This window comes from Paractinoplanes tereljensis (assembly GCF_016862435.1).
GTDB classification, from domain to species: Bacteria; Actinomycetota; Actinomycetes; order Mycobacteriales; family Micromonosporaceae; genus Actinoplanes; species Actinoplanes tereljensis.
The window spans coordinates 98211-122682 of sequence record NZ_BOMY01000042.1; the positions used below are offsets into that span (position 1 = coordinate 98211).

Here is a 24472-nt window from a genome sequence, read left to right on the forward strand (position 1 = left end):
CGCCCGGGATCCTGGAAGTCAGCCCTGCTCACCGCCGGTCGGAGGCCGCCTTGTCGCTCGATCTCCGCACGGTGCCGCCCCGGCGATGGGCGGCGCCGGTGTTTCTGGCCGTCGTGCTGGCCAGCATGCTGGTCACCGCCACCATCCGGACCGGGCAGGCCGACCCGCCCGGTCCCGGGCTGCTGGTCTTCGTCCTGCTGACCTGGCTGCCGCTGCTGGCCCGCACCCGCTACCCGGTGGCGGTCATGGTCGTGGTCACGAGCCTGGAATGCCTGCACATCGCGCTCCTGCCGTCGGTCGTGGCCGGGGCCAACGCCGCGGAGCTCATGGGCGCCTACCAGCCGGTGCCGATCGCCACCATGGTCGCCGTGTTCACCGTGGCCAGCCGCCGGCCGCAGCGCTTCGGCTGGGCCAGCGGCGGCACCGCCGGCGTGTTGTTGCTGGTAACCGGGGTGCTCAGCCAGCCGTCCACCCTGCTCGCCACCGACTTCGTCGTCTTCAACCTGATCATCATGGCCGCCGGGGCCGGGGTGCTGATCACGGCCCGCCGGGAGCGGCGCGAGCGCGACGCCCGCGACCGGGTGCAGGAGACCAACCGGCACGTCACCGCCGAACGGCTGCGCATCGCCCGCGACCTGCACGACGTCGTCGCCCACCACCTCACCCTGGTCAACGCGCAGGCGGGCGTCGCCGGCTACCTGCTGGGCACCAATCCACCGGCCGCGCGCGCCGCGCTCAAGGACATCACCGCCCACACCCGCCAGGCCCTCGACGAGCTGCGCGCCACCGTCGGCCTGCTCCGCAGCGACGGCGAGCCGGCCGAGGCCCTGCATCCGGTGCCCGGGCTCGACCGCCTCGACGACCTGATCGCCGGGTTCACCTCGGCCGATGCTCCGGTCACCCAGCACACCTCGGGCTCACCCGTGCCGCTCACCGGCAGCGCCGAGACCTCCGCCTACCGCATCGTCCAGGAAGCCCTGACCAACGCGGCCAAGCACGCCCCCGGCGCGGCGGTGGCCATCACGCTCGCCTGGTCACCCCAGGGCCTGCACCTGACGGTGGAGAACGGCCCCGGCCGCCGCCCGCACTACACGACTCCGCCCCCGAGCAGCGGGCATGGCCTGGTCGGCATGCGCGAACGCGCCCAGGCCTGCGGCGGCGAGGTGTGGGCCACCCGAACCACGAGCGGCGGCTTCGCCGTACGCGCCTCGCTCCCGGCCCATTCGGCCTACGAGGCGTGAGCCTCGGCCCTACTGAAGACCGTACGGTTTCGCCCGGTCTTCTTCGCCTGGTAGAGGGCTTGGTCCACGCGTTCGAGCAACTCCACAACCGTCGGTTCGCCGGTCCAGCCGGCGACACCGGCCGAGAACGTCTGACCGTACGGGGTCGCGCCCCGAAGCCGGTCGATGACCCGGGCCGCGTCCTCGTCGGTCGCCTCGGCCAGGATCAGGCCGAACTCCTCACCGCCGTACCGGGCCAGGAAGTCACCGTCCCGGAGTTGCTCCGCCCAGGCCTCGGCCGCGTCGTGCAGCAGCCGGTCCCCCTCCGGATGACCATGCTGATCGTTGTAGGCCTTGAAATGATCCAGGTCGACCAGCACAACCAGGAACGAAACCCCTTCTCGTACGGCCTGCGCCCGGCGCTGCTCGATCCGGACGTCCCAGGCCCGCCGGTTGGGCAGGCCGGTCAGCGCGTCCCGGTGCGCCAGCGTGTCCAGCTGCCGAGCCTGCTCCCGCAGCACCCGCGACTGCTGCTGCACCGTGGCCACCAGGTCGACCATCCGGGCCACCACCATGGTTGCGGTGATCATGCAGCCGATGGTGACCGCCCGCGGGTCGATCGGCGTGCCCCGGACGGTGGCGTACATCAGCAGCAGCCCGGGCGTGGCGACACCGGCGGACCCGACCGCCGCGGCGACCAGCGGCGATACGACGGAACCGAGGGCCGACCCGAGTAGCCCGGCCCGTGCCGGGTGCGCGGCCGCCCCGGCCAGCAGCACCCCCGAGGCGGCGAGCCCGGCCACGACCAGGGCGGTACCACCGCCCCACACGTCCCGGTACACCAGAGCACCGTGGGCGACCGTGCCGGCCAGAATCGAGCCGACCAGGAGCCAGAAGGCGACGTTGCGGCAATGCTTGACGCTGCTGAACCGCGCGAGCACACACATGACGAGCAGGTCGCCCATGGCCAGCGTGACCGTGCTCAGCGCCGGGGTGCGGCCGGCGGCCGCGGCTCCCGCGTGCGGATCGGTCAGCAGCAGGGCGGTGACCGGGCACACCGCCGTCGCCAGGATGAGAGTGTCCAGCAGACCACCCCGGTCCCGCCGCCAGGACAGCCCGTGGATCAGGCCCAGCACCGCGACGACCTGGAGTACGACGGCCAGGCCGGCGAGCAGCAGGGAAGCGGCCGGCGCCGAGCGCTCCAGCGCGCAACTCAGGAGCTGCGCGCCGAACGAACCGGTCATCAGCCACCACGGTCGCACACCCTGACTTTCGGCCCATGGGAGGACTTCCTGAGAATCCGGATCGCGTACCGCCGATGCGGTAGGTGGGCTGCTATGGCGGGTTGACGACCCGGAAGGCCGGAACCGGAACTCTGGAGATCGCCCGAGGAATGCCCCTCGCGAGCATCTCCGATCGATTCCGAGGAGTCCCGTTCATGGCCAAGTTCCTGTCCCGGCTCGGCGCGTTCAGCGCCCGGCACCGGGCTCTCGTCTTCGCCTCCTGGGGGCTCATCCTGGTCATCGTGGTGTTCGGCACGGTGACCGGCATGAAGACCAGCGAGGGCGGTTTCAGCCTCTCCAGCACCGAGTCCGGGCGGGCCCTGGAGGTCATGCAGAAGGAGTTCCCGGCCACCGCGACCGACGACACCAAGGGCACCCTGCAACTGGTGCTCACCGCCCCGGACGGGCAGAAGATCACCGGTACGGCCAACCGGAAGCTGGTCGCCGGCGCGATCGCGGACGTCGCCAAGATCGAACACGTCGCCGCCGTCGCGGACCCGTTCGCCAAGGAACGGCCCTACGTCTCCGCCGACGGCACCACCGCGGTCGCGACCGTCACCCTGACCGGCCTGTCCGACGACACCGACACCGACACCATCTACGACGAGGTCCTGGCGGTCGCCGAGCAGGCCCGGGACACCGGCCTCGGCGCCGAGGTCGGCGGCACGATCGGCGACCAGACTCCCGCGCAAAGCCCGGCCGAGGGCATCGGCGCGGTCATCGCGTTCGTCATCCTGATCGTCACCTTCGGCTCCCTGGTGGCGGCCGGCGCCAACATGCTCGGCGCCCTGATCGGCCTGGCCACCGGCCTGCTCGGAGTGTTCGCGCTGTCCGCCTGGCACCCGATCGGCTCCACCACCCCGACCCTGGCCGGCATGATCGGCCTGGCCGTCGGCATCGACTACGGCCTGTTCATCCTGGCCCGCTTCCGCACCGAACTGCGCGAGGGCCGGTCGATCAACGACGCGGTCGCCCGCTCGATCGGCACGGCCGGCTCGGCGGTCGTCTTCGCCGGTGCCACCGTCATCATCGCCCTGGTCGGCCTGTCCGTCGTCCGGATCCCGTTCATCACCGAGATGGGCATCGCCGCCGCCGTCACCGTCGCCACCACCATGCTGATGGCCCTGACCTTCCTACCGGCCCTGATGGGTGCCATGGGCTACCGGGTGCTGTCCCGCCGCGAACGCCGCCTGATCAAGCAGGGCACCCCTCTGCAGCAACAGGCCGCCCAGCGCGGCCGGCGCCGGTCGTTCCTCAACGGCTGGATCAAGGTCGTCGTCAAAGCGCCGCTGCCGATCGCCGCGCTCGCCATCGGCGGCCTGCTCTTCCTCTCCGTGCCGACCATGCATCTGCAGACCGCACTGAGCACCCCCGGCGGCGAGGACCCGGCCGGCACCCAGCGGGCCGCCTACAACCTGATCGCCGACAAGTTCGGCGCCGGTACCCAGGGCGCCCTGATCGTCCTGGTCGAAGGCAACAACGTAAAGACCGCCATCGAGCAGGTCACCGCCGAACTCGGCAGCCTTGATGACGTCGCCTCGGTCACCGCGGCCGGCGTCAACCAGGCCGGCACCGTCGCCATGGTCCAGGTCATCCCGTCCAGCGGCCCGATCGACGACGCCACCCGCGACCTCGTGCGCACCATCCGCGACCACGCCGACGACGTATCCGGGGTGTCCCTCGCCGTCACCGGCTCCACCGCCGTGGACATCGACACCAACGACATGCTCAACAAGGCGCTGATCATCTACCTGGTCCTGGTCGTCAGCCTCGCCTTCGTCCTGCTGGTAATCCTGTTCCGCTCGCTGCTCGTGCCGCTGGTCGGCACCCTCGGCTTCCTGCTCTCGCTGGGCACCGCGTTCGGCGTCACCGTCGGCGTCTTCCAGGACGGCTGGGCCGACAGCCTCATCCCGGCCCCGGCCGGCAACCCGATCCTGAGCCTGCTGCCCATCCTGATCGTCGGCATCCTGTTCGGCCTGGCCATGGACTACCAGGTCTTCCTGGTCTCCCGGATGCACGAGGCGCACAGCCGGGGCCTCGACCCACACGACGCCATCGTCGACGGCTTCAAGCGCACCGCCGTGGTCGTGGTCGCCGCCGCACTGATCATGGTGTCGGTCTTCGCCGGGTTCGCCCTGGCCGAGTCGCCGTTCGTCGCGGCGATCGGCTTCGCCCTGGCCACCGGCGTGCTGGCCGACGCGTTCATCGTCCGGATGATCCTGGTCCCGGCGGTGCTGAAGCTCCTCGGCGAGGCGGCCTGGTGGATGCCCCGCTGGCTGGACCGGATCCTGCCGAACATCGACGCCGAGGGCCGAGCCCTGGAGGACACCGGTCAGCCGGCGCCGCAGGAGGCCCTGGCCGACGCCGGGGTGCGCTGACCCCCGGTCGCATGGCACGCCGGGCGGGCCGGAAGGCCCTGCCCGGCGTGCTTCGCACCCGGAAAGCTGATCACCGTACGGCAGCTACGTAGGGAGATCGCGATGAACGACCGCACGACCGCCGCCCCGACCGAGCAGCTCGACCGGTGCCCGACCTGCCACGGCCTCGGCGAGGGCTGCACGAAGACGGTCTGCCACGGCCTCGACTCCGACTGAGATCCTGGGGGCATGATCACGCGGATCCGGGCACTGCACCGGGAGCTGGCAGCGGACGACGCGACGTTCGAGCTGGTCTACACCCACTGTGAGATCGTCTGGGCGATCGCGGAGCAACTCATCCGCGATCGCCTTCTCGCGGTGGACGCCGACCTGGTCCGCGCCGGCTGCCTGGCCCACGACGTCGGCGTGCACCTGCTCAACGGCGCGGCCTACATCCGGCACGGCATCCTCGGCGAGGAGTTGCTGCGCGAGCGGGGATTCCCGGCGGAGGTGGCCCGTTTCTGCGGCCACCACACCGGTGTGGGCCTGACCCGCGACGACGTCGAACGGCAGCAACTGCCACTTCCGCCCGGCGATTATCTGGCCGAGACCCCCGAAGAACGTCTGGTCATGTACGCCGACAAGTTCCACAGCAAAACCGACCCCCCGGTCTTCCTGACCGCCGCGACCTTCACCGCCCGGATCCGCCGCTTCGGCGACGGGCACGCGGCGCGCTTCGCGGGCATGGTCGACGAGTACGGCGAGCCCGACCTGGCCGCCCTCGCGGCCCGCTTCGGCCACCCACTGACCTAGGCCAGTACCTGCGAACGGATCGGCAGGTCACGGGCGTAGTCGATGGCGGTGGGGGTGTCGGGGAAGACGAGCCCGGTCTGGTACAGGTACGCGGTGGCGGCGACCGTGGTCATGACCTTCTCGTGGCGCGGGTCGATGCCCGACAGCAGAACCGTGATTCCCCGGTGCCGCAGGCGGGTGATGGCGTCGCCGAGGATGTGGGCTCCGGTGGCGTCGATGGTGGAGACCCGGGACATCCGCAGGATGATGACCCGGATGTCGGCGACCTCGGTCAGCTGGATCAGGAAGTCGTGCGCGGCGGCGAAGAAGAGTGGCCCGTCGAGCCGGTACGCGACGATGTGCTGGGCGAGAAGGGCTTGTTCCTCGGCGCTGAAGTCACCGGTCTCCAGGGGAACCTGTTCGATCCGGACCGACCGGGCCACCGCCCGCAGAGCGAGCAGCGCGGCCACGCCGAGGCCCAGCGCCACGGCGGTGACCAGGTCGAACACGACGGTGACGGCGAACGTCAGGACCAGCACGACGGCGTCGCGGCGGGTGGCGCGCAGCAACGCCAGGACGGACGCGGCCTCGACCATCCGCACGGTGGTGGCGATCAGGACGCCGGCCAGCGCCGCGAGCGGGATCCGGGAGACCAGCGGTGCGGCGGCCAGGACGACTCCGGCCAGGACGACGGCGTGGGTCAGCGCGGCCAGTTTCGAGTGGGCGCCGGCCCGGACGTTCACCGCGGTGCGTGCGATCGCCGCGGTGGCGGGGACGCCACCCATGATCGGAGTGACGATGTTGGCCAGGCCCTGACCGAACAGCTCCCGATCGGGGTGGTGGCGTTCGTTGACGGTCATACCGTCCGCGACCGTGGCCGAGAGAAGACTTTCCAGGGCGGCGAGCGCGGTGACGGCCAGGGCGGCGGTGAGCAGGTCGGGCACCGCGGTCCAGTCCCAGAAACTCAAGGACGGGGCCAGGAACCCGGAGGGCAGGGCACCGATGCGGGCCAGGTGCAGCGGGACCAGCTCGGCGAACAGGGTGCAGGCGGCGACCATGAACAGCGAGAACGGCAGGGCCGGACGCCACCGGGCACCGAGAAGGATCACGCCGGCGACCACGACGGCCATCACGGCGGGGGCCGGGTTCGGCTGCTGGAGGAAACGGACGACCGCGTCGCCGGCGACGGCCCACACCTTGTCACCGTGGGCGTCGCCGACGCCCAGTGCCGCGGGCACCTGCTGCAGAGCGATCACCACCGCGATCCCCGCGGTGAAACCCTCCACGACCGGGGTCGGCAGGTACCGCACGTAGCGGCCGAGGCGGGCGACGGCCAGGACGATCAGCAGGAGACCGGCCAGGACACCGACCATCAGTACGCCCGGTCCGCCGAAGCGGTGCACGATCGGGAGCAGCACGACGGTCATCGCCCCGGTCGGGCCGGAGACCTGCAGGTTCGATCCGCCGAACAGCGCGGCGAGAGCACCGGCCACCACGGCCGTGATCAGACCGGCCTGGGCGCCCATCCCCGAGGCGACCCCGAACGCCAGCGCCAGCGGCAACGCCACGATCGCGACGGTCACGCCGGCCAGGATGTCGCGCCGCGGCGAGCGGCGGGCCGCGGTCCAGTCGGAGCGCTGCGGCAGCAGTTCGAGCAGGCGGGTGGCCGATGGGCTCACCGGGAGATGCCTTCGAGGCGGAGCTGTTCCCGCAGGCCGTCCCGGTCGTCGAGAACGGACGCGAGGATGCGCCGGCCGGCGGCCAGCAGATCGGCCACATCGGTGGTGCTCAGCATGTAGATGACCAGGGCGCCCTCCCGGCTGGAGGCGACCAGGCCGGCCCGGCGCAGCACGGCGAGCTGCTGGGACAGGTTGGACGGTTCGACGTCGATCTCGGCGAGCAGGTCACGAACCGCCCGTGGACCGTCCTGGAGCAGTTCCAGCACCCGGACACGCACGGGATGGCCGAGCGTGCGGAACAGCTCGGCCTTGGCCTGGTGGAGGGGTACACCCATGTCGAAGAATTTAGCACTTGAAGAATTCTTCAAGTCAACTGGCCGTACTCCCCGGCGTGGTAGAGCAGCGGGGTCGCGCCCGGGTCGTCGTGCAGCGCGCCGGCGATCGGGGTGGCCAGCACGATGGTGTGGTCGCCGGCCTGGACGCGCTGGGCCACCCGGCAGACGATGCGGGCCAGCACGCCGTCCAGCAGCGGGACGCCGTCCGGGCCGGGGACCCAGTCGCCGTGCGTGGCGAAGCGGTCGATGCCGCTGGTGGCGAAGGTCCGCGCAACCTTTTCCTGATCCTGGTGCAGCACGTGCACCGCCACCGTGCCGGCCCGGGCCACCGCGCGGGCCGCTGAGGCGGCGTCGGCCAGGCAGAACGAGACCAGGGGCGGGTCCAGGGACACTGAGGTGAAGGACGTCGCGGTGAAACCGGCCGGCGGGTCGCCCGCGGCGGTCACCACCACCACGGCCGCGGCGTGCCGGCGCAGCAGCGCCTTGAACAGGGGGCCGTCGATCGCGAGGGACATGGCCGCCTCCTTCCAATACCTAAACCCTATGGGTTTAGTCGGCTTTTGATCGATAGCGATTTCCGATCGGACCGATGACGAATCGGCGTTGGACACGGGTGGGCCAAGCCGATCAGGATGGCCCCAGCGATTTCCTATCGTGCCGACAGGAGATGGGGACAAAAGGTCCGCCTGGACAGGCATCGATAAGCCTTCGTGATCGGTGCCGATCACGAAACCGATCTGGACCCGAGGCCCAATAACCTACTAAATTGATAGGCTCTATAGGAGTATGGAAGGCCCATCATGACCGTCGAGTTCATCAGCGCCGTCAACGTCAACCCGGCCAACGAGCTCAACCGGCTCGGCCGCACCGACATCGACGTGCCGTTCTTCACCCGCTATGTGAACGCGCTGGAGGATGCCGGCTTCGACTACACCCTCTGCGCCTATGGCTCGGCGTTCCAGGACCAGTTCGCGATCGCCAACCAGATCGTCGCGCGCAGCGAGCGGGTCACGCCGATCGTCGCGCTGCGGCCGAACACGATCTACCCCACGGTCGCGGGCAAGGCCCTCGCCACGCTCGACCAGTTCGGCGGCGGGCGCGCGGTGGTCCACTTCATCTCCGGCGGCAGCGACGCCGAACAGGCCCGCGAGGGCGATTTTTTGACCAAGGAGCAGCGGTACGCGCGGACCGCCGAGTACATCGACATCGTTCGCAAGGTCTGGCAGAACACCGAGCCGTTCGACCACGAGGGCGAGTTCTACAAGTTCGAGAACTTCGTCAGCCTGGTCCGGCCCACCCACGGCACCATCCCGGTGTCGGTCGGTGGCTCGTCGGCCGACGCCTACCGGGTCGGCGGGGCCAAGGGCGACATCTTCGGGCTCTGGGGTGAGCCGCTCGCCGACACCACCAACCAGATCAACGCGGTGAACGCCGAGGCGGAGGCGGCCGGGCGCACCGACCGTCCGCGGATCTGGGTGACGTTCCGCCCGATCATCGCCCCCACCGAGGAGCTGGCCTGGGAGAAGGCGCACCGCATCCTGGACGTGCTGGGCAGCGGGGTGGGCTGGTGGCGCGGGAACCTGGGCGGCAGCAACCCGCAGAACGTCGGCTCGCAGCGACTGCTGGAGATCGCCGCCCGCCAGGACGTGCACGACCGGGCACTGTGGACGCCCACCGCAACTGCCACGGGAGCGGCCGGCGCCTCGACCGCCCTGGTCGGCACCCCGGAGACGGTGGCCGCGGCGATCCTCGACTACGTCGACCTCGGCGCCGAGCTGGTGTCCATCCGCGGCTACGACAACCTCAACGACCTGATCGACTACGGCCGCTACATCCTCCCGCTGGTCCGCCAGGAACTCGCCCACCGCGAGGCCACCGGCCAGCGCGGCGCCCTGCAGGACGAGCACCTGGGAGCGCTGCGATGACCACCCCAGACCTCTCCCCCGGCGCCCTGGCCGAGGTCACCGCCGAGATCGCGTCGACCGCGGCCGAGTACGACCGGTCCGGCGACCTGCCCTGGAAGGGCCTGCACGTCGCGCACGAGGCCGGCCTGCTGACCGCGACGGTCGGCAAGCAGTACGGCGGGCCCGGCGTGGGCCCGCGCGACGTCGTGCGGATCCTCACCGCCATCGGCGAAGGTGACGCCTCGGTCGGTCTGCTCGCCTCGAACTCGCTGATGTCGCACGCCGGGCAGGCCGCCCGGCCGCACTGGCCGGCGGCCTACTACGACGACCTGCTGGCGCGGTCGAAGAACGGCCCGGCGCTGGTCAACGCGATCCGGGCGGAACCCGAGCTGGGTGCCCCGGCGCGCGGCGGGCTGCCCAAGACCACTGTTACCCGGACCGCCGACGGCTGGGTGCTCAATGGCCGCAAGGCGTACGCCACCGGCGGCACCGGCCTGGCCTACCACGTGGTGTGGGCGGTGGCTGACGAGCGGGTAGGCCACGTGATCGTGCCGGCCGACCTGCCCGGCATCACCTGGGTGGACACCTGGGATCACCTGGGACTCCGCGCCTCCAACACGCACGACGTGATCTACGAGGACGTGAAGCTGCCGGCCGACGCGTTCGTCGAGATCCCGCGCGGCCCGGACGGCGTCTACCGGGACCCGGCCGCGATGGCCGGTCCGGGCAGCTTCGGGCACCCGGCGCTGTACGTCGGGGTGGCCCGGGCGGCCCGCTCGGCGTTCGCCGCGTTCGCCCGCAGCCGGGTGCCGTCGGCGCTGGGTAAGCCGATCGCCGAGACCGAGCGCATCCAGGCGGTGGCCGGCGAGATCGACCTGCAGATCGTGCAGGCCGAGACGTTGCTGCACGGCGCACTGCTGCGCCTCGAGTCCGGCGACACCGCGTTCCTCCCCGAGCTGTCCGCCGTCAAGGTGGCCATCGCCCGCTCGGTCATCGCCGCCACCCAGACCGCCGTGGCCGCCCTCGGCAACCCCGGCCTGACCCGGCACAACCCGCTGGAACGGCACCTGCGGGACGCCCTCTGCATCCGCGTACACCCGCCTCAGGAGGACGCCGTCCTGCTGGCCGGCGGCCGACGTGTTCTGACCCCCCGATAGCGAAGGAACCCCGATATGCGCTTCAAACCGATAGTGGCCGTCGCGGCCGCCGCCCTGCTGTCCCTGGCCGCCTGCGGTGGCAACGGCGACTCCGGCGACGACGCGGCCAAGGCCGGCGGCACGCTGAAGGTGTCGTTCTGGCCGGACAACCCGACGTTCTCCTGCATCGACCCGTTCCAGGTGTACTGGATCGAGAGCCGCTCGATCATTCGCAACTATGCCGACTCGCTCACCGACCAGGACCCGCAGAGCGGCAAGATCGTGCCGTGGCTGGCCAAGAGCTGGGAGATCAGCCCGGACGGCCTGAGCTACACGTTCAAGCTGCGCGACGACGTGACCTTCGCCAACGGCAAGAAGCTGGACGCCCAGGCGGTCGCCGACAACGCCACCGGCTGGATCGCCACGGTCAAGGCCACCAACGGCGCCGCGTTCGGTTCCTCGTACGTCCAGGGCCTGACCGGCGCGACGGTGACCGACCCGACCACCGTGGTCTTCCACCTGAGCAAGCCGAACTCCTCGTTCCTGCAGGCCACCTCGACCACCAACCTGGCCATCACCGACCCGGCCGAGTTCGCGCTCAGCCCGGCCGACCGGTGCACCGGCAAGGGCGTGGTCGGCTCGGGCCTGTTCGTGCTCGACCACTACACCGCCAAGGTGGAGACGGTCCTGACCAAGCGGGCCGGTTACACCTGGGGCTCGTCGCTGTCGACCAACACCGGCGAGGCCAAGCTGGCCAAGGTGATCTTCAACTACGTCGCCGAGGACAGCGTCCGGACCGGCAACCTGATCAGCGGGGCCACCGACATCGCCTGGCCGCGTAACCCGTTCAGCCCGCAGGACGAGCAGCTGATCACCAAGTCCGGCGACAAGGTCGAGGCCCGGTCGCTGCCCGGGGTCTCGCTGACCCTGTTCGCCAACACCAGCGCCGGGCACCCGCTGGCCGACCCGGCGATCCGCAAGGCCCTCTACAAGGCGATCGACGGCAAGACGTACGCGACGACGCTGTTCGGCGCGAACTACCCGGCGGTGCAGGGCCCGTACAACTCGACCACGCCGTACTTCAAGTCGGAGGCGGCCAAGCTGGCCTACGACCCGGACGGCGCCGGCAAGCTCCTCGACGCGGCCGGCTGGGCCCTCGGGGCGGACGGCATCCGGGCCAAGAACGGCGCCAAGCTGACCATCAACTACCCGCTCACCACCTTCAATTCCGGCGCCGAGCTGCTGCAGGCGCAGCTCAAGAAGGTCGGCATCGAGCTGAAGCTGACCCAGCTCACCACCGCGCAGTCGGCGACGTACCTCAAAGAGGGCGCCTACGACATCACCTCGACGTACTTCACCCGGGCCGACCCGGGCGCGCTGCAGTTCATCATCAACCCCGAGGTGGCCAACTCGAAGGCGCTCGCCACCCAGGCCGCGGCCCCCGCGCAGACCGCGCAGATCCAGGCCCTCTTCAAGAAGGCCTTGGAGACCACCGACGCCGCGCAATCCGAGAAGGCGTACGGCGAGCTGCAGGACTACCTGATCGACGAGGGCCTCACCTTCCCGCTCGCCGAGCGGGTGCAGAAGGTCGGCGTCTCCAGCAAGGTGCACGGATTCGCGTTCACCTCGGAGAGCTTCCTCAAGCTCAACGACGTCACCAAGGACTGATCGCCGGGGTGCCCCGCCCGAGTCCGGGCGGGGCACCACCCGTACAGAGAGGCCACTCCCGTGACCCGGTACATCGTGGGTCGGATCGTCCAGGCGGTCGCCGTCCTGTGGGCGGCGTTCACGCTGACCTTCGCCATCCTCTACCTGCTGCCGAGCGACCCGATGGAGCTGCAGCTGGCCGCGGCCGGAGTCCAGGAGGACAGCCTGACGCCGGACCAGCTCGCCGCGATGAAACAGCGGTTCGGCCTCGACCAGTCCATCTGGGCCCAGTACTGGCATCACCTGACCGGGGTCCTGCACGGCGATTTCGGCACCTCGCTGAGCCAGCAGGTGCCGGTCAGCGACCTGCTCACCGCCCGGATCGGCGGGACTCTCACGCTCAGCGTCTCCGCGGCGCTGCTGTCGCTGGTGGCCGGCGCAACGCTCGCTTACCTGGCCACCTTCGCCCGGTGGAACCCGCTGCGGGTGTTCCTGACCCGGCTGCCGGCCCTGGGTGCGTCCTTCCCGCAGTTCTTCGTGGCGCTGTTCCTCATCCAGTTCTTCTCGTTCCAGCTCGGCTGGTTCCCGGCCACCGGCAACGAGGGCGCGCAGTCGCTGGTGATGCCGGTCGTCACGATCAGCGTGCTCACCTCGTCCGTACTCGCCCAGGTTTTGATCAAAAGCTTTGACGAGACGCTGAGCCAGCCCTACATCGCGACTGCGCGGGCCAAGGGCCTGTCGCGGTCGGCGGTCCATCTGAAACACGCGTTCCGCAACGCCGCGCTGCCCGCCATGACCATCCTCGGCGTGCTTGTCGGCCTCACCGTGACCAGCTCGATCGTGGTCGAGACGGTGTTCACCCGGGAGGGTGTCGGCAAGCTCGCCCAGGAGTCGGTGCTGTCCCAGGACGTGCCGGTGGTGCTGGCCGTGGTGACCGTGGCGGCGGCCATGTTCGTACTCGTCAATCTGGTTGTTGATCTTTTGTATCCCCTGCTCGATCCGAGGATCTCGCACACCCGTGGCCGGGTCCGCCCCGCACCGGAAGTGGTGACCGCGACATGAGCACAGCTGTTGCCGACGTAATCGTCGAGGACGCGCTGCCGGCCGACGAACCCGGCGGGCGCCGCGCCAACCTGGCCGCCAACCTCGTGCAGCTGGCCCGCAAGCCGGTGTTCCTGCTGGCCTCCCTCTACGTGCTGTTCGTGATCGTCTCGGCCTTCTGGCCCAAGCTGTTCACCGCGCAGGACCCGTACGAGACGCATCCCGAGCTGGCCGCGCAGGGGCCCGGCGCGGCGCATCTGTTCGGCACCGACATCTACGGCCGTGACCTGTGGACCCGGGTGCTCTACGGCTCCCCGCTGACCATCAAGGCCACCCTGATCGCCCTGGTGATCGCGCTGGTCGCCGGGCTCGGGCTGGGCATCGTCTCCGGCTTCTTCGGCGGCGTGGTCGACGCGGTCCTGATGCGCGGCATCGACGTGCTGCTGGCCATCCCCGGCCTGCTGCTCGCGCTGTCGATCGTCACCGCCCTCGGTTACGGCACCGTGCCGGTCGCGGTGGCCGTCGGGGTGGCCATCGTCCCGGGCTTCGCCCGGACCACCCGGGCCGAAGTGCTCAGGGTCAAAACGCTGCCGTACGTCGAGGCCGCTCGCGCCGGGGGTGCGTCCTGGGGACGGGTGCTGCTGCGGCACATTCTGCCCAACTCGTGGGGTCCGGTCGCGGTGCTGGCCGTGCTCGACGCCGGGGTGGCGATCATCGCGATCGCGTCGCTGAGCTTCCTCGGCTTCGGTGCCGCCCCGCCCGCCGCCGAGTGGGGAACCCTGATCGCCGACGGCCGCAACTACCTGGTCACCGCCTGGTGGCTGAGCCTGCTGCCCGGCCTGTACGTGGCGCTGCTCGTGCTCGGACTCAACCACATCTCCAAGACCCTGCAGGAGCTGACCCGATGAGCCTCGTCGACATCAAGGGCCTGGACGTCGGCTATGTCCGGCACCGGAAGGTGCAGCCGGCCGTCATCGGTCTCGACCTGGCCGTGGCGCCGGCCGAGGTCGTCGCGATCGTCGGCGAGTCCGGCTCGGGCAAGACCACCACCGCGAACGCGATCATCGGGCTGCTGCCGGCCAACGGGCGGATCACCGCCGGCTCGGCCGTGGTGGACGGGGTCGAGACCGCCGGGGCGAGCGAGCGCACTCTGCGCCGGCTGCGCGGCTCGGTGGTCGGGCTCATCCCGCAGGACCCGATGGTGGGCTTGAACCCGACCAAGCGGGTCGGCGCCCAGATCGCCGAGGCGGTCCGGTTGCGCGGCGGGGCCCCGGAGGAGGTCTTCGAGCACCTGGCCGAGGCCGGCGTGCCCGACCCCGAACTGCGCGCGCGGCAGTACCCGCACGAGCTCTCCGGCGGGCTGCGGCAGCGCGTGCTCATCGCGATCGCCCTGGCCGGCAAGCCCAAGCTGATCATCGCCGACGAGCCGACCAGTGCCCTGGACGTGACCGTGCAGAAGCGGATCCTCGACCACCTCGGCGGTCTCGTCCGGGAGCAGGGCATCTCGCTGCTGATCATCACGCACGACCTGGCCGTGGCGGCGGACCGGGCCGACCGGATCATCGTCATGCAGAACGGCCGCAAGGTTGAGCAGGGCGATCCCGCGGCCATCCTGGGCACCCCACGCGAGCGCTACACCCGGCAGCTGATCGCCGCGGCCCCGCGACTCGCGCACGCCGGCCGGGTGGTTCCGCGGTTCGACGTCCGTGGACAGGAAAAACCCGAGCCGATCCTGGAGCTCACCGACGTCAGCAAGACGTTCGCGGTCAGCGACCTGCGGCGCGGCGCGCGCGGCTTCAACGCCCTGGACAAGGTCAGCGTCACCGTGCCGCGCGGCCAGACGCACGCGCTGGTCGGCGAGTCCGGCTGTGGCAAGACCACCACGCTGCGCATCGCGCTCGGCCTGGAGACCGCCACCAGCGGCTCGGTCAAGCTGGACGGCGACGAGATCGTCGGCCGCTCGTGGAACCGGTTGCGACCGCTGCGCCGCAAGGCCCAGCTCGTGCATCAGGACCCGTTCGCCACCCTGGACCCGAAGTTCACCATCGGCCAGTCCATCACCGAGCCGCTGGTGAGTTTCCGGATCGGCAACCGCAAGAGCCGCCTGGAGCGGGCCCGCGAGCTGCTCGACCAGGTCGCCCTGCCCGCCTCCTACCTGGACCGGCTGCCCAGCGAGCTGTCCGGCGGCCAGCGGCAGCGGGTCGCGATCGCCCGCGCGCTGGCCCTGCGCCCCGACCTGATCATGCTGGACGAGCCGGTGTCCGCCCTGGACGTGCTGGTCCAGGAGCAGATCCTGCAGCTGCTCGCCGACCTGCAGGCGGCCCTCGGCCTGTCCTACCTGTTCGTCTCGCACGACCTCGGCGTGGTCGCCGAGCTGGCGCACACCGTCTCGGTAATGAGCCACGGCAAGGTAGTCGAACAGGGCCCGGTGGCCGAGGTCTTCACCAACCCGCAGAGCCCCTACACCCAGGAACTGATCGACGCCATTCCCGGGCGCAGGGTCGCCGACGCCGTCTAGACCTTGGAGAGGGCTCGGTCGCTCACTACGCAGTGCATGCCGAACTGCCGGGCCCGGCGGATGGCGAAGTCGGTCAGGCCCGGGGTGTCGGCGTAGTCCAGGGCGTACAGGTCCAGTTCCAGGTGCAGGAGCTGTTCGGCGATCTTCGCGTGGAACTCGAGTACGTCCGGGGGCCACGACGCGTAGCCCTCGTCGGTCCAGCGGGCCGAGAACGACTCGAAGACCACGCCGTCGACCAGTTCGGCCAGCCGGGGCAGCATGCCGAAGCCGCGGTTGGCCAGCACGTACCCGTCGCCGGCCTCGGCCCGCAGCGCGGCCACCAGGGTCAGCAGGTGCGGCACGTCCTCGGGGAAGGTCAGCTCCACGTTGAGGGTGTCCAGGAACAGGCCGTCGAAGCCGGCCGCCCGGGCGTCGCGGGCCTGACCGACCACGTGCTCCACCCACTGCGGATCGCCGACGTGCACGAACGAACCACCCCAGTCGGGGTTCTTCTCCTGCCGCTGCCATCCGGCCGGCGGGCCCTGATCCTCCGACAACGACAGGTACGCGAGGGTCTCCACCTTGTTCTCGGCCAGATACTTCAGCTCGGCGCCGGAGTAGAAGTCGGGCTGGAGCACGACCCGGGGATACTTGGCCAGGTCGACCAGCCGCCCGTTGCCGTAGTAGAAGCAGATCGGGGTCTCGGTCACGACGGCCTCCCGTGCTCGGCGTACCAGGCGTACGTGGTGCGCACGCCGTCCTCGAGGGACACCTTCGGCTCGTAACCGGTCAGGTCGCGCAACCGGCTCAGGTCGGGGCAGCGGCGGTGCACCGAGCCGGCCGGTGCGGGCGACGCCTCGATGGTCGCGGACGAGCCCGCCACCCGCAGGACCAGCCGGGCCAGGTCCTCGATGTTGGTCTCCTCCCGGTCGTTGCCGATGTGCACGATCCGGTCGGCCGCCTCCGGCGTCGCCATCAGCCGCACCATCGCCTCCACCGCGTCGTCGACGTGGCAGAACGCCCGGAACTGGTCAGCACCGGGCACCCGGAACGGGTCCTCGCCGGCGAAGGCGCGCAGCGACATCTCCGGGATGACGTGGTCGGCGCCCATCCGCGGGCCGTAGACGTTGTGGAAGCGCCCGACCACGGCCTCGAAGCCGCGGGCGCGGGCGGTGTGCAGGAACGCGGCCTCGCCGAGCAGCTTGCTGACCGCGTACGCGAACCGGGGTGCGGTGATGTCCGAGATCATCGTGGGGATGGCCTCGGGGGTGGGCACCGGCACCACGCCGGCGTCGACGCCACCGGCGTACACCTCGCTGGTGGAGGCGAAGAAGATCCGCTCGCCGGGCGCGATCCAGTCGAGCGTGTGCATGGCCACCAGGGTGTTGACCCGCACCACCCGGGCCGGGTCCTGCTCCACGTTGCGCACCCCGACGACCGCGGCGAGCAGGTAGATCTGGTCCCAGCCGTGCGGCAGGGCGGTGTAGGTGACCGGGTCGGTGAGATCGGCCGAGATCACCTTGACCTGCAGGGCGGCCAGGTCGGCGTCCTGACGGCCGCGGGAGAAGTCGTCCACGACGGTGACCTCGAAGCCGTCCGCGACCAGCCGGCGGGCCAGGTGCAGGCCGATGAACCCGGCGCCGCCGAGCAGCAGCGCCCTCACGGCAGGTACCCCAGTCCCGCGTAGCGGACGCCGGCGCCGGTCACGGCCGCGCCGTCGAGGATCCGCCACGAGTCGTAGATCAGCGCGGGTCGGCCCTCCCCGGGCCGGAGCATGTCGGCGACCTCGATGGCCCGGTAGTCCGGGTGGTCGTTGATCACCAGGACCGCGTCGCTGTCGGTGAACGCCTTGTCCAGGCTGATCGGCTCGCCGCCGTACTGCCGGATGATGTCGTCGGTGACCATCGGGTCGTGGCCGGTCACGGTGATCCCGGCGGCCGAGAAGATCGGCATCATCGCGGCGATCGGCGTGCCGCGCATGTCGTCGGTGGGCGGCCATCCCTTGTACGCCCAGCCGAGCACCGCGAGCCGGGCTCCCCGGGTCTCGCCGCGGGCCTCGCCCAGCAACCGCACCACCAGCTCGGCCACGTGCACCGGCAGGAACTCGTTGAGCTCCCGGGCCCGGCCCACCAGGTACGGCCGGTAGTCGCCGGCGCTCTCCAGCATGATGTACGGGTCCTTGGACAGGCACCCGCCGCCGACGTAGCCGGGCTTGGACAGGTCGGGGCGCGGGTAGTCGACGTTCGCCACCCGGATCACCTCGAGCGGGTCGAGCCCGTGCTGTTCGGCGATCAGCGCGATCTCGTTGCCGAACGAGTAGATCAGGTCGGTGTGGCAGTTGTTGGACAGCTTCACCAGCTCGGCCGTCTCCAGCCCGGACACCTCGACGACGGTCTGCGCGAGCCCACCGAAGAACTCCACGCCGCCGCGCAGGCTGGCCTCGTCCAGGCCGCCCACCACCTGCGGCAGCTCGACCAGCTCGCGCAGCGCCTGGCCCTGGATGGTGCGCTCGGGCGCCATCACGAGGCGGACGTCGTCCCCCCAGGCCGCCCGCAGCTCCGGCAGCACCACCCGGCGGGTCGTGCCGACCGGCACCGTGCTGCGCACCACGACCAGCGTGCCCGGCCGGCAGGTGGCGGCGACGGCCCGCGCCGCGGCCGCCAGGTTGGCCAGGTTGGGCCGGTGGGTGGCCTCGTCGACCGGCGTCGAGACGCAGATGACGGCGACGTCCACGGTGTCGCGAGGCAGCTCGTCGGCGACGTGGATGCCGGTGCCGATGTGCCTCGCGAAGATCTCCTCGACGCCCGGCTCGAAGATGTGCGAGCGGCCCTGGGACAGGATGTCGAGCACGGAACGCTGCACGTCGGCGCCGTGCACGACGAAACCCTTGTCGGCCAGCGCGGCGGTCAGGGTGAGCCCGACATAGCCGAGCCCGACGACCCCGATCGTACTGGGCATGGTGCTTCCCTTCTGTTCTCGCCGCGTCACGGACACGGCGGGCTGGTGCGGTCCAGATCCAGCACGGTGACCGTGCCGGCGAAGTTCTCGGCCCGATACCGGGCGCAGGCGGCTCGCACGTCGGCGGGCCGGGTGGCGTAGTCGACGCCGAGCACGAATTTGCCGGCGTCGCGCAGCGCCCGGGTGTCGGCCAGGTTCTCGGCGCAGTAGTCCTGCACGCAGCGCTGGTCGGTGGCCTCGAAGAACAGCTCCTCCACGCCGATGCCGTCGATCGCGCCGGCATATCCGGGCTGGTGCCGCAGCTCGGGCGAATTCTGCGGAACAATCAAAAACCCAGGACGACGACCCTTGGCGTACGCGCTGATCCGCGCGATGAGGGCGGACATCTCGCGGGCCAGCTTTTCCCGGTCCCGGCCCTGAGCCCGGGCCAGGTCGATCTCCTCGTAGGCGAGCGGGGTGTCCAGGTAGACGCCGTCGAAGCCGGCCCGCAGCGCCTGGTCCACGCGCGACTTCACCACCGTGGACCACCAGCGCTCGTCCCAGTAGTGCACGAAGTACTCCCCCGGCCAGTCCGCCCACTCGTTGGCGATCAGGTCGCGGGGCAGCTTGCGGTACTCCGGGCGGAAGTCCTCGATGCTGCCGATCTCGAAGTAGGCCAGCACCAACTTGCCGGTGGCGCGGACCCGGGCGATCTCGGCCGCGGTGAACCAGTCCGCGTCGGCGTCCCGGGCCAGGTCGATCACGATCAGTTGGTAGGGCCCGGCGGCCAGCCGATCGAGCCGCCCACCGGGGTAGTCCTGCAGTTGGTAGGCCCAGGAGCGAAGGTCATGTGGCCCGCTTTTCGCCGGCGACGGCTCCGTCGATGCCGGCGTTGTCGATGCTGGCTTTGTCGGTGCCGGTGGCCGGGACGAGGCGGTGGACGGCGGGGACGAGCCGGTGCGGGCCACGGTGACGGCGACCGCGGCGGTGAACGCCACGATCACCGCGACCGCGGCGCTCATCCAGGCCGTACGGCTCATCCGGCCGCCCAGATGTTCTTGATCGACGAGCTCAGTTCGTACTCCGGTGCCCAGCCCAGCTCGACCGTGGCCCGGCGGATATCGGCCTGGATCCAGTCCACCGCGGCCGACCGCACCGGGCCGGCGCCGATCTCCCGGATCGTGCCGGTCCAGCCGGCCTGGGCCGCGAGCGCGCCGACCGCCTCCCGCACGGTGACCGCCCGCCCGCTGCCGGCGTTGTAGACCCGGCCGGGCACGCTCGGGGCCAGCACGATGAGCCGCAGCAGCTCGGCGATGTCCCGGACGTCGACGAAGTCCCGGTAGGCGCCGAGCGGACCCAGGGTGATCTCCGGCGCGCCGGTCTCCAGGGCTTCCCGCAGCCGCCGGGCCGCGCGTCCCAGCACGTTCTCGGCGGGCTGGCCGGCCCCGATCGGGTTGAACACCCGCACGGTGACCGCGTCGACCCGGCCCGCCTCGGCGGCCAGCGTGAACAGCCGGGTGCCGGCGAGATGGCTGACCCCGTACGCGCCGACCGGTTCGGTGCGGTGGTCCTCGGCCACCGACCGGCCGTGCGGGACCACGCCGTACTCCCCGGCCGACCCGAGCCGCACCAGCCGGGCGGCCGGCGCGGCCGCGCTGACCGCCTCGATCAGCTTGGCGGCCACCAGGGTGTTGGCCCGCACCAGCTCCTCGTCGGTGCCGACCAGGGCGCCGACGCAACTCACCACGACATCCGGGGCGGCCTCCCGGATCAGCGCGGTCAGGCCGGCCACGTCCCCGCCGATCAGGTCGTGCTGGTCCCGGCCCGGGCAGACCATCTCACCCACCCCGGCCAGCACCGACCGCACCCGGCTGCCGATGAACCCGGACGACCCGAAGAGAAGGACCCGGGTCATACCGGCTCGCCTTCGCGCAGGTGCAGCAGGCGCGGCCCGATCTCGGCGAAGGTGCGGTTGGCCTCGTCGTAGTCCTCCGGCCGGCCGATGTCGAGCCAGAAGCCGGTGAACGGGTAGGTCGCCGGGTTCTCGCCGCGGGCCAGCAGGTCGAGAACGAGCTGGTCGAACCCGAACGCGCGGCCGGCCGGGTAGGGCGCGAGGGTGCGGCGGGACATCCCGTACACGCCCATGCTGACCTGGTAGCGCAGGTCGGGCTTCTCCCGGAAGCCAACGATGTGCGACGCCTCCACGTCCAGCACGCCGAACTCCACCCGGTGGGTGCGCTCGGCGATCGCCACGGTCAGCCCGCTGCCGGCCAGCGCGTGCTGGTTCAACAGGTCGGCGTAGTTCAGATCGGTGAGCACGTCACCGTTCATCACCAGGAACTCGTCCGGCAGTACGTCCTTGAGCCCGAACAGCGGCCCGACCGTCGAGAGCGGACGATCCTCCTCGACGTAGTCCACCCGCAGGTTCCACCGTGAGCCGTCGCCCACGAACGCCTTTATCAGCGGGCCGAGATGGTTGATCGCCAGGGTCACCGAGGTGAACCCGCACGCGGCGAGCTGATCCAGGACGATCTCCAGGATCGCGTGCTTGTCGCCGATGGGCATGAGCGGCTTGGGCAGCGTGGTGGTGTACGGCCGGAGCCGTACGCCTTTGCCGCCGGCGAGAATGACCGCGTGCATAGCAGATCTGCCTCCCCAAGGTCGTGATCTACCGGTAGTGCCGGACCTGGCCGAGGATCGGCGCCAGGCCCAGCAGGAACAGCCCCAGCAGCAGAACGGTGCTGCCGAGGTAGAGCGCCGTATCGGTCAGCGGAGCGGCCGACCGGCCGAACAGTGGTGCGGCGCCGAGCCCGGCGCCGACGCCGACGTGCACCGCCAGGGCGGCGGCGATGGACAGGCAGAGCCGGCCGAACCGCTCGAACCCGGCCAGCAGGAACGCGGAGTAGTAGGCGCCGCCGAGGACGACGTGCGCGGCGGTCATCAGGGCGGCCGGCCCGCTCAGCTCACCGGCGCCGGCCAGTACGGCCAGCAGCGCCAGGCCCAGCAGCGCGGTCGCCGCGAGGCAGCCGACGGTCTCCCGGCCCACCAGGGCCCACATCCGGCGGCCGAAGTCGGCCGGGGTGAAGCTGTTCCGGGTGAGCCGGATCGCCGCGCCGCGGAACCGCTCGGCGCGCCACTCGACGAAGCCCATCGCGAGCATCAGCGGCGCCACCGCCACCGCCACGTCGAGCCGGGTCAGCAGGTAGGGTGCCTCGGCGTGCAGCAGCAGCGCCGCCGAGCACAGGCCGTAGGCGGTGACCCCGGCCAGGCCCTCCCGCGACGGGCGGGTGGCCGGCTCACCGTCGGCGCCGTGCCCGCGCGTCGCCCGCAGCGCGACGGCATAGCAGCCGAGGAGGCCGGCCACCGCGGTGAGCAGCCCGATCGGCCGCAGCGCGGGGCCGGTCACCAGGAAGGCGCCGCCGGCCAGGACCGCGGGCGCCATGATCAGCGCCTGGATCCCCTCCCGGCGGTAGAACATCAGCACGGTGGCGGCCAGCTGGTAGGTCAGCTGACCGGCGGCCAGCACGGCCAGGCCCCAGCCACCGCCGGCCACCACCATCACCGCCGTCCCGACGGCCGCGCCCAGCGCGGGAGCGAGCAGCGCGGCGAGGCGCAGCAGGCGGGCGGCGGCCCCCGGCCGGCCCGCGCCGAGCAGCTGATAGGCGGCGTACGCCACGGTGCCCGCGGCCATCCAGCCGACGCCGCCCGCCACTACCAGGGCCAGCACCACCGAGCGGTGCCCGAGCACGCCGAGCACCGCCGGGAAGACGGCGGCCGGCAGCATGTAGAGCGGCCCGTGGGCGATCAGCCGCAGGCTCCCGCGCCAGGTGCCCCCGTCCTCCTCCGGTTCGGCAATTGCCTCGGCCGGCGGGCCCAGCCGCTGGAAGACCTCGGCGGCCAGCATGAACACGTCGGAGAAGCCGTACTCGACCCGGGCGATGCGGTCGGTGCAGCCGTCCGCCTCGAGCGCGGCCGCCACCTGCAGGGCGTCGACCGCCCGGGCCACCGTGGGGCGGATCCGGTCGACCAACTCGTCGAGCGGGTCGGTGGAGACCCGGGGAAGCACCACGTCATGGGTGGGCGGGCCCTGAATCGGCGGGCCCTGGGTGGGCGGCGCGGTGGCCTGAACGGCCGGTCTCAGGCGTACGGTCATGCGGCACCGCGCAGGTGGCGGGCCGGCTCGGACTGCTCCAGCGGGGTGGCCAGGCCCTCGTAGACGTTGCGGTACATCTGCAGCGACTGGCTGAGCGTGAAATGTTCGAGGACCCGGGCCCGGGCGGCCGCGCCGAGCCGGTGCCGCAGCTCGTCGTCTTTCAGCAGCCGCACGCAGGCCTCGGCCACCGCGGCGTGGTCGCGGGGCGCCACCACGATCCCGGTGTCCCCGACCGCCTCGGAGACGCCGCCGACGTTGGTGCAGACCGTCGGCCGCCCGCACGCCATGGCCTCCACCACGGTGTACGGGAAGCCCTCGGAGATGCTGGTGAGCGCGACGATGCTGCCCGCGTGGTAGGCGTCGACGGCGTTGCCGATCCGGCCCTCCAGCACCGCCGCGCCGGTCAGCCCGAGATCGCCGATGAGCTTCTCGCACGACTCGTGGTAGAGCCGGTTGACCGCCGGGGTGCCGCCGAAGATACGCAGCCGGGCGGCCGGGATCTGCCGCCGCACCTCGGCGAACGCCCGGATCAGCGTGTGCAGGTCCTTGAGCGGGTCGACCCGGCCCATGAACGCGATGGTCGGCACGTCCGGCTCGGAGGTGGCGGCCGGGAAGTCGGCCGGCTCCACCCCGTTGTACATGGTCCACATCCGCTCCGGGTCGGCGCCGTTGTGCAGCTGCCAGCGGCGGTTGTAGGCGGAGTGCGGCGCGAGCACGTCGGTGATCAGGTAGGCGGCCCCGGCCAGCGACCGGAAGAAGCTCAGGGCCAGCACCCGAACCGCGTGCGAGGCGTCGTCGGTCAGGTAGGCGATGTAGCGCTCGCGCAGGTAGATGCCGTGCTCGCTCATCACCAGCGGGGTGCCGTGCCGCCACTTCGCGGTCATCGCCGGCAGCGTGGACAGGCCGTTCATCGAGCAGTGCACGATGTCGGCCTCGACCACCGGCGCGCTCAGCGGCCGGAGCATGTGCTCGATCAGCCAGCCCGCCTGGATCGCGTCGGCCACCGTGGGGGCCGGCCCGTTCTGGTCGACGCGCAGGTCCCGCCACGCGTCCAGGGTCATCGCCACCGCCTGGTTGGACAGCAGCGCCGCGCTCAGGTCGCCGCCCGACGCCGCGTACTCGTAGAGGCCGCGCAGCGACAGCAGGAACAGGTTGCGGTTGGTGGCCGCCTGCTCGGAGCCACCGGCGTCGAGCGGGGTGATCAGGGCCTGCAGGAAGATCTGGTAGGACTCGGCGAAGGCCGCGCCGGGGCGGCCGGCCCCCAGTCCGGGGCGGCCGCGACCGCCCCAGAGCGGGATCGAGTGGATGCCGTCCAGATTGGCCGGCGGGGCGAAGACGGGTTTCTCGGCGCCGTCCACGGTGAGGGCGACGACCTGCCAGCGATAGTCGGGAATACCGCGGATGAGCTGCTCACACCAGATGCTCACACCGCCCATCGCGTACGGGTAGGTCCCCTCCGACACCAGTGCTACGCGCACGGGATCCGCCTTC

The 24472-nt window shown here is 71.3% G+C and carries 21 protein-coding genes; 9 read left to right on the forward strand and 12 right to left on the reverse strand.

Annotation, left to right across the window (positions count from 1 at the left end):
- The first annotated feature begins 50 nt into the window (after positions 1 to 50).
- Positions 51 to 1241, forward strand: a complete 1191-nt coding sequence (locus Ate02nite_RS32815) for a sensor histidine kinase (RefSeq protein ID WP_203811754.1) — start codon at positions 51 to 53, stop codon at positions 1239 to 1241.
- On the opposite strand, the gene Ate02nite_RS32820 is transcribed toward Ate02nite_RS32815, so the two are convergent.
- Positions 1229 to 2464: a GGDEF domain-containing protein gene (locus Ate02nite_RS32820; RefSeq protein WP_203811755.1), complete on the reverse strand. Its 1236-nt coding sequence runs from the start codon at positions 2462 to 2464 to the stop codon at positions 1229 to 1231. The two genes, Ate02nite_RS32815 and Ate02nite_RS32820, sit on opposite strands and share 13 nt — an antisense overlap.
- A 194-nt stretch (positions 2465 to 2658) precedes the next feature.
- Here Ate02nite_RS32820 and Ate02nite_RS32825 point away from each other — a divergent pair, with 194 nt between their 5' ends.
- Positions 2659 to 4881: an MMPL family transporter gene (locus Ate02nite_RS32825; protein WP_203811756.1), complete on the forward strand. Its 2223-nt coding sequence runs from the start codon at positions 2659 to 2661 to the stop codon at positions 4879 to 4881.
- Positions 4882 to 5109: 228 nt separating this feature from the next.
- The gene (locus Ate02nite_RS32830) at positions 5110 to 5673 is read left to right on the forward strand and encodes an HD domain-containing protein (protein ID WP_203811757.1); all 564 of its coding nucleotides are present in this window, start codon (positions 5110 to 5112) and stop codon (positions 5671 to 5673) included.
- Here Ate02nite_RS32830 and Ate02nite_RS32835 read toward each other — a convergent pair.
- From Ate02nite_RS32835 to Ate02nite_RS32845, 3 genes are read right to left on the reverse strand one after another with little or no spacing between them, the layout of a single operon-like run.
- Positions 5670 to 7331: a SulP family inorganic anion transporter gene (locus tag Ate02nite_RS32835; protein ID WP_203811758.1), complete on the reverse strand. Its 1662-nt coding sequence runs from the start codon at positions 7329 to 7331 to the stop codon at positions 5670 to 5672. The genes Ate02nite_RS32830 and Ate02nite_RS32835 overlap by 4 nt on opposite strands.
- The gene (locus tag Ate02nite_RS32840; RefSeq protein ID WP_203811759.1) at positions 7328 to 7666 is read right to left on the reverse strand and encodes an ArsR/SmtB family transcription factor; all 339 of its coding nucleotides are present in this window, start codon (positions 7664 to 7666) and stop codon (positions 7328 to 7330) included. Before Ate02nite_RS32840 ends, Ate02nite_RS32835 begins: the two co-directional genes overlap by 4 nt.
- A 29-nt stretch (positions 7667 to 7695) precedes the next feature.
- Positions 7696 to 8181 carry a flavin reductase family protein gene (locus tag Ate02nite_RS32845; RefSeq protein ID WP_203811760.1) on the reverse strand — a complete coding sequence of 162 codons (486 nt, stop codon included), beginning with the start codon at positions 8179 to 8181 and terminating at the stop codon, positions 7696 to 7698.
- 285 nt (positions 8182 to 8466) lie between these two features.
- Here Ate02nite_RS32845 and Ate02nite_RS32850 point away from each other — a divergent pair, with 285 nt between their 5' ends.
- Genes Ate02nite_RS32850 through Ate02nite_RS32875 form a run of 6 tightly spaced genes read left to right on the forward strand, consistent with a single transcriptional unit; the run spans position 8467 to position 15912 of the window.
- Positions 8467 to 9591, forward strand: a complete 1125-nt coding sequence (locus Ate02nite_RS32850) for an LLM class flavin-dependent oxidoreductase (RefSeq protein WP_203811761.1) — start codon at positions 8467 to 8469, stop codon at positions 9589 to 9591.
- A complete protein-coding gene (locus Ate02nite_RS32855) occupies positions 9588 to 10727 on the forward strand; it encodes an acyl-CoA dehydrogenase family protein (protein ID WP_203811762.1) in 1140 nt (379 codons plus the stop codon). Before Ate02nite_RS32850 ends, Ate02nite_RS32855 begins: the two co-directional genes overlap by 4 nt.
- A 15-nt stretch (positions 10728 to 10742) precedes the next feature.
- Positions 10743 to 12374, forward strand: coding sequence for an ABC transporter substrate-binding protein (locus Ate02nite_RS32860; RefSeq protein WP_203811763.1), 1632 nt, complete (start codon positions 10743 to 10745; stop codon positions 12372 to 12374).
- Positions 12375 to 12434: 60 nt separating this feature from the next.
- Positions 12435 to 13415, forward strand: a complete 981-nt coding sequence (locus Ate02nite_RS32865) for an ABC transporter permease (protein WP_203811764.1) — start codon at positions 12435 to 12437, stop codon at positions 13413 to 13415.
- Positions 13412 to 14302 (forward strand): ABC transporter permease, encoded by an 891-nt coding sequence (locus tag Ate02nite_RS32870; RefSeq protein WP_203811765.1) that lies wholly within the window; start codon positions 13412 to 13414, stop codon positions 14300 to 14302. Before Ate02nite_RS32865 ends, Ate02nite_RS32870 begins: the two co-directional genes overlap by 4 nt.
- Complete coding sequence (locus Ate02nite_RS32875; protein WP_203811766.1) at positions 14299 to 15912, forward strand: dipeptide ABC transporter ATP-binding protein; 1614 nt, start codon at positions 14299 to 14301, stop codon at positions 15910 to 15912. Before Ate02nite_RS32870 ends, Ate02nite_RS32875 begins: the two co-directional genes overlap by 4 nt.
- Here Ate02nite_RS32875 and Ate02nite_RS32880 read toward each other — a convergent pair.
- The 8 genes from Ate02nite_RS32880 to pelF are packed head-to-tail and all read right to left on the reverse strand — an operon-like array spanning position 15909 to position 24459.
- The gene (locus tag Ate02nite_RS32880; protein ID WP_239147882.1) at positions 15909 to 16601 is read right to left on the reverse strand and encodes an endo alpha-1,4 polygalactosaminidase; all 693 of its coding nucleotides are present in this window, start codon (positions 16599 to 16601) and stop codon (positions 15909 to 15911) included. The two genes, Ate02nite_RS32875 and Ate02nite_RS32880, sit on opposite strands and share 4 nt — an antisense overlap.
- Positions 16598 to 17554: an NAD-dependent epimerase/dehydratase family protein gene (locus tag Ate02nite_RS32885; RefSeq protein ID WP_203811767.1), complete on the reverse strand. Its 957-nt coding sequence runs from the start codon at positions 17552 to 17554 to the stop codon at positions 16598 to 16600. The genes Ate02nite_RS32880 and Ate02nite_RS32885 overlap by 4 nt, the downstream gene beginning before the upstream one ends.
- Positions 17551 to 18849, reverse strand: a complete 1299-nt coding sequence (locus tag Ate02nite_RS32890; protein WP_203811768.1) for a nucleotide sugar dehydrogenase — start codon at positions 18847 to 18849, stop codon at positions 17551 to 17553. The genes Ate02nite_RS32885 and Ate02nite_RS32890 overlap by 4 nt, the downstream gene beginning before the upstream one ends.
- Before the next feature lie 26 nt (positions 18850 to 18875).
- Complete coding sequence (locus Ate02nite_RS32895) at positions 18876 to 19868, reverse strand: glycoside hydrolase family 191 protein (RefSeq protein ID WP_239147883.1); 993 nt, start codon at positions 19866 to 19868, stop codon at positions 18876 to 18878.
- Positions 19865 to 20743, reverse strand: a complete 879-nt coding sequence (locus Ate02nite_RS32900; protein ID WP_203811769.1) for an NAD-dependent epimerase/dehydratase family protein — start codon at positions 20741 to 20743, stop codon at positions 19865 to 19867. The genes Ate02nite_RS32895 and Ate02nite_RS32900 overlap by 4 nt, the downstream gene beginning before the upstream one ends.
- Positions 20740 to 21468, reverse strand: a complete 729-nt coding sequence (locus Ate02nite_RS32905; protein ID WP_203811770.1) for a sugar phosphate nucleotidyltransferase — start codon at positions 21466 to 21468, stop codon at positions 20740 to 20742. Before Ate02nite_RS32905 ends, Ate02nite_RS32900 begins: the two co-directional genes overlap by 4 nt.
- 28 nt (positions 21469 to 21496) lie before the next feature.
- A complete protein-coding gene (locus Ate02nite_RS32910) occupies positions 21497 to 22981 on the reverse strand; it encodes a hypothetical protein (RefSeq protein ID WP_203811771.1) in 1485 nt (494 codons plus the stop codon).
- Entirely contained in the window at positions 22978 to 24459 is a 1482-nt protein-coding gene (pelF, locus tag Ate02nite_RS32915) for a GT4 family glycosyltransferase PelF (protein ID WP_203811772.1), read from the reverse strand. The genes Ate02nite_RS32910 and pelF overlap by 4 nt, the downstream gene beginning before the upstream one ends.
- Between the last annotated feature and the right edge of the window lie 13 nt (positions 24460 to 24472).

Coding starts and splice junctions, on each gene's coding strand:
- Ate02nite_RS32820 (WP_203811755.1), bottom strand. CDS start 2,464: ATGACCGGTTCGTTCGGCGCGCAGCTCCTGAGTTGCGCGCTGGAGCGC.
- Ate02nite_RS32875 (WP_203811766.1), top strand. CDS start 14,299: ATGAGCCTCGTCGACATCAAGGGCCTGGACGTCGGCTATGTCCGGCAC.
- Ate02nite_RS32910 (WP_203811771.1), bottom strand. CDS start 22,981: ATGACCGTACGCCTGAGACCGGCCGTTCAGGCCACCGCGCCGCCCACC.
- Ate02nite_RS32890 (WP_203811768.1), bottom strand. CDS start 18,849: ATGCCCAGTACGATCGGGGTCGTCGGGCTCGGCTATGTCGGGCTCACC.
- Ate02nite_RS32830 (WP_203811757.1), top strand. CDS start 5,110: ATGATCACGCGGATCCGGGCACTGCACCGGGAGCTGGCAGCGGACGAC.
- Ate02nite_RS32870 (WP_203811765.1), top strand. CDS start 13,412: ATGAGCACAGCTGTTGCCGACGTAATCGTCGAGGACGCGCTGCCGGCC.
- Ate02nite_RS32905 (WP_203811770.1), bottom strand. CDS start 21,468: ATGCACGCGGTCATTCTCGCCGGCGGCAAAGGCGTACGGCTCCGGCCG.
- Ate02nite_RS32850 (WP_203811761.1), top strand. CDS start 8,467: ATGACCGTCGAGTTCATCAGCGCCGTCAACGTCAACCCGGCCAACGAG.
- Ate02nite_RS32895 (WP_239147883.1), bottom strand. CDS start 19,868: ATGAGCCGTACGGCCTGGATGAGCGCCGCGGTCGCGGTGATCGTGGCG.
- Ate02nite_RS32860 (WP_203811763.1), top strand. CDS start 10,743: ATGCGCTTCAAACCGATAGTGGCCGTCGCGGCCGCCGCCCTGCTGTCC.
- Ate02nite_RS32845 (WP_203811760.1), bottom strand. CDS start 8,181: ATGTCCCTCGCGATCGACGGCCCCCTGTTCAAGGCGCTGCTGCGCCGG.
- Ate02nite_RS32840 (WP_203811759.1), bottom strand. CDS start 7,666: ATGGGTGTACCCCTCCACCAGGCCAAGGCCGAGCTGTTCCGCACGCTC.
- Ate02nite_RS32900 (WP_203811769.1), bottom strand. CDS start 20,743: ATGACCCGGGTCCTTCTCTTCGGGTCGTCCGGGTTCATCGGCAGCCGG.
- Ate02nite_RS32825 (WP_203811756.1), top strand. CDS start 2,659: ATGGCCAAGTTCCTGTCCCGGCTCGGCGCGTTCAGCGCCCGGCACCGG.
- Ate02nite_RS32855 (WP_203811762.1), top strand. CDS start 9,588: ATGACCACCCCAGACCTCTCCCCCGGCGCCCTGGCCGAGGTCACCGCC.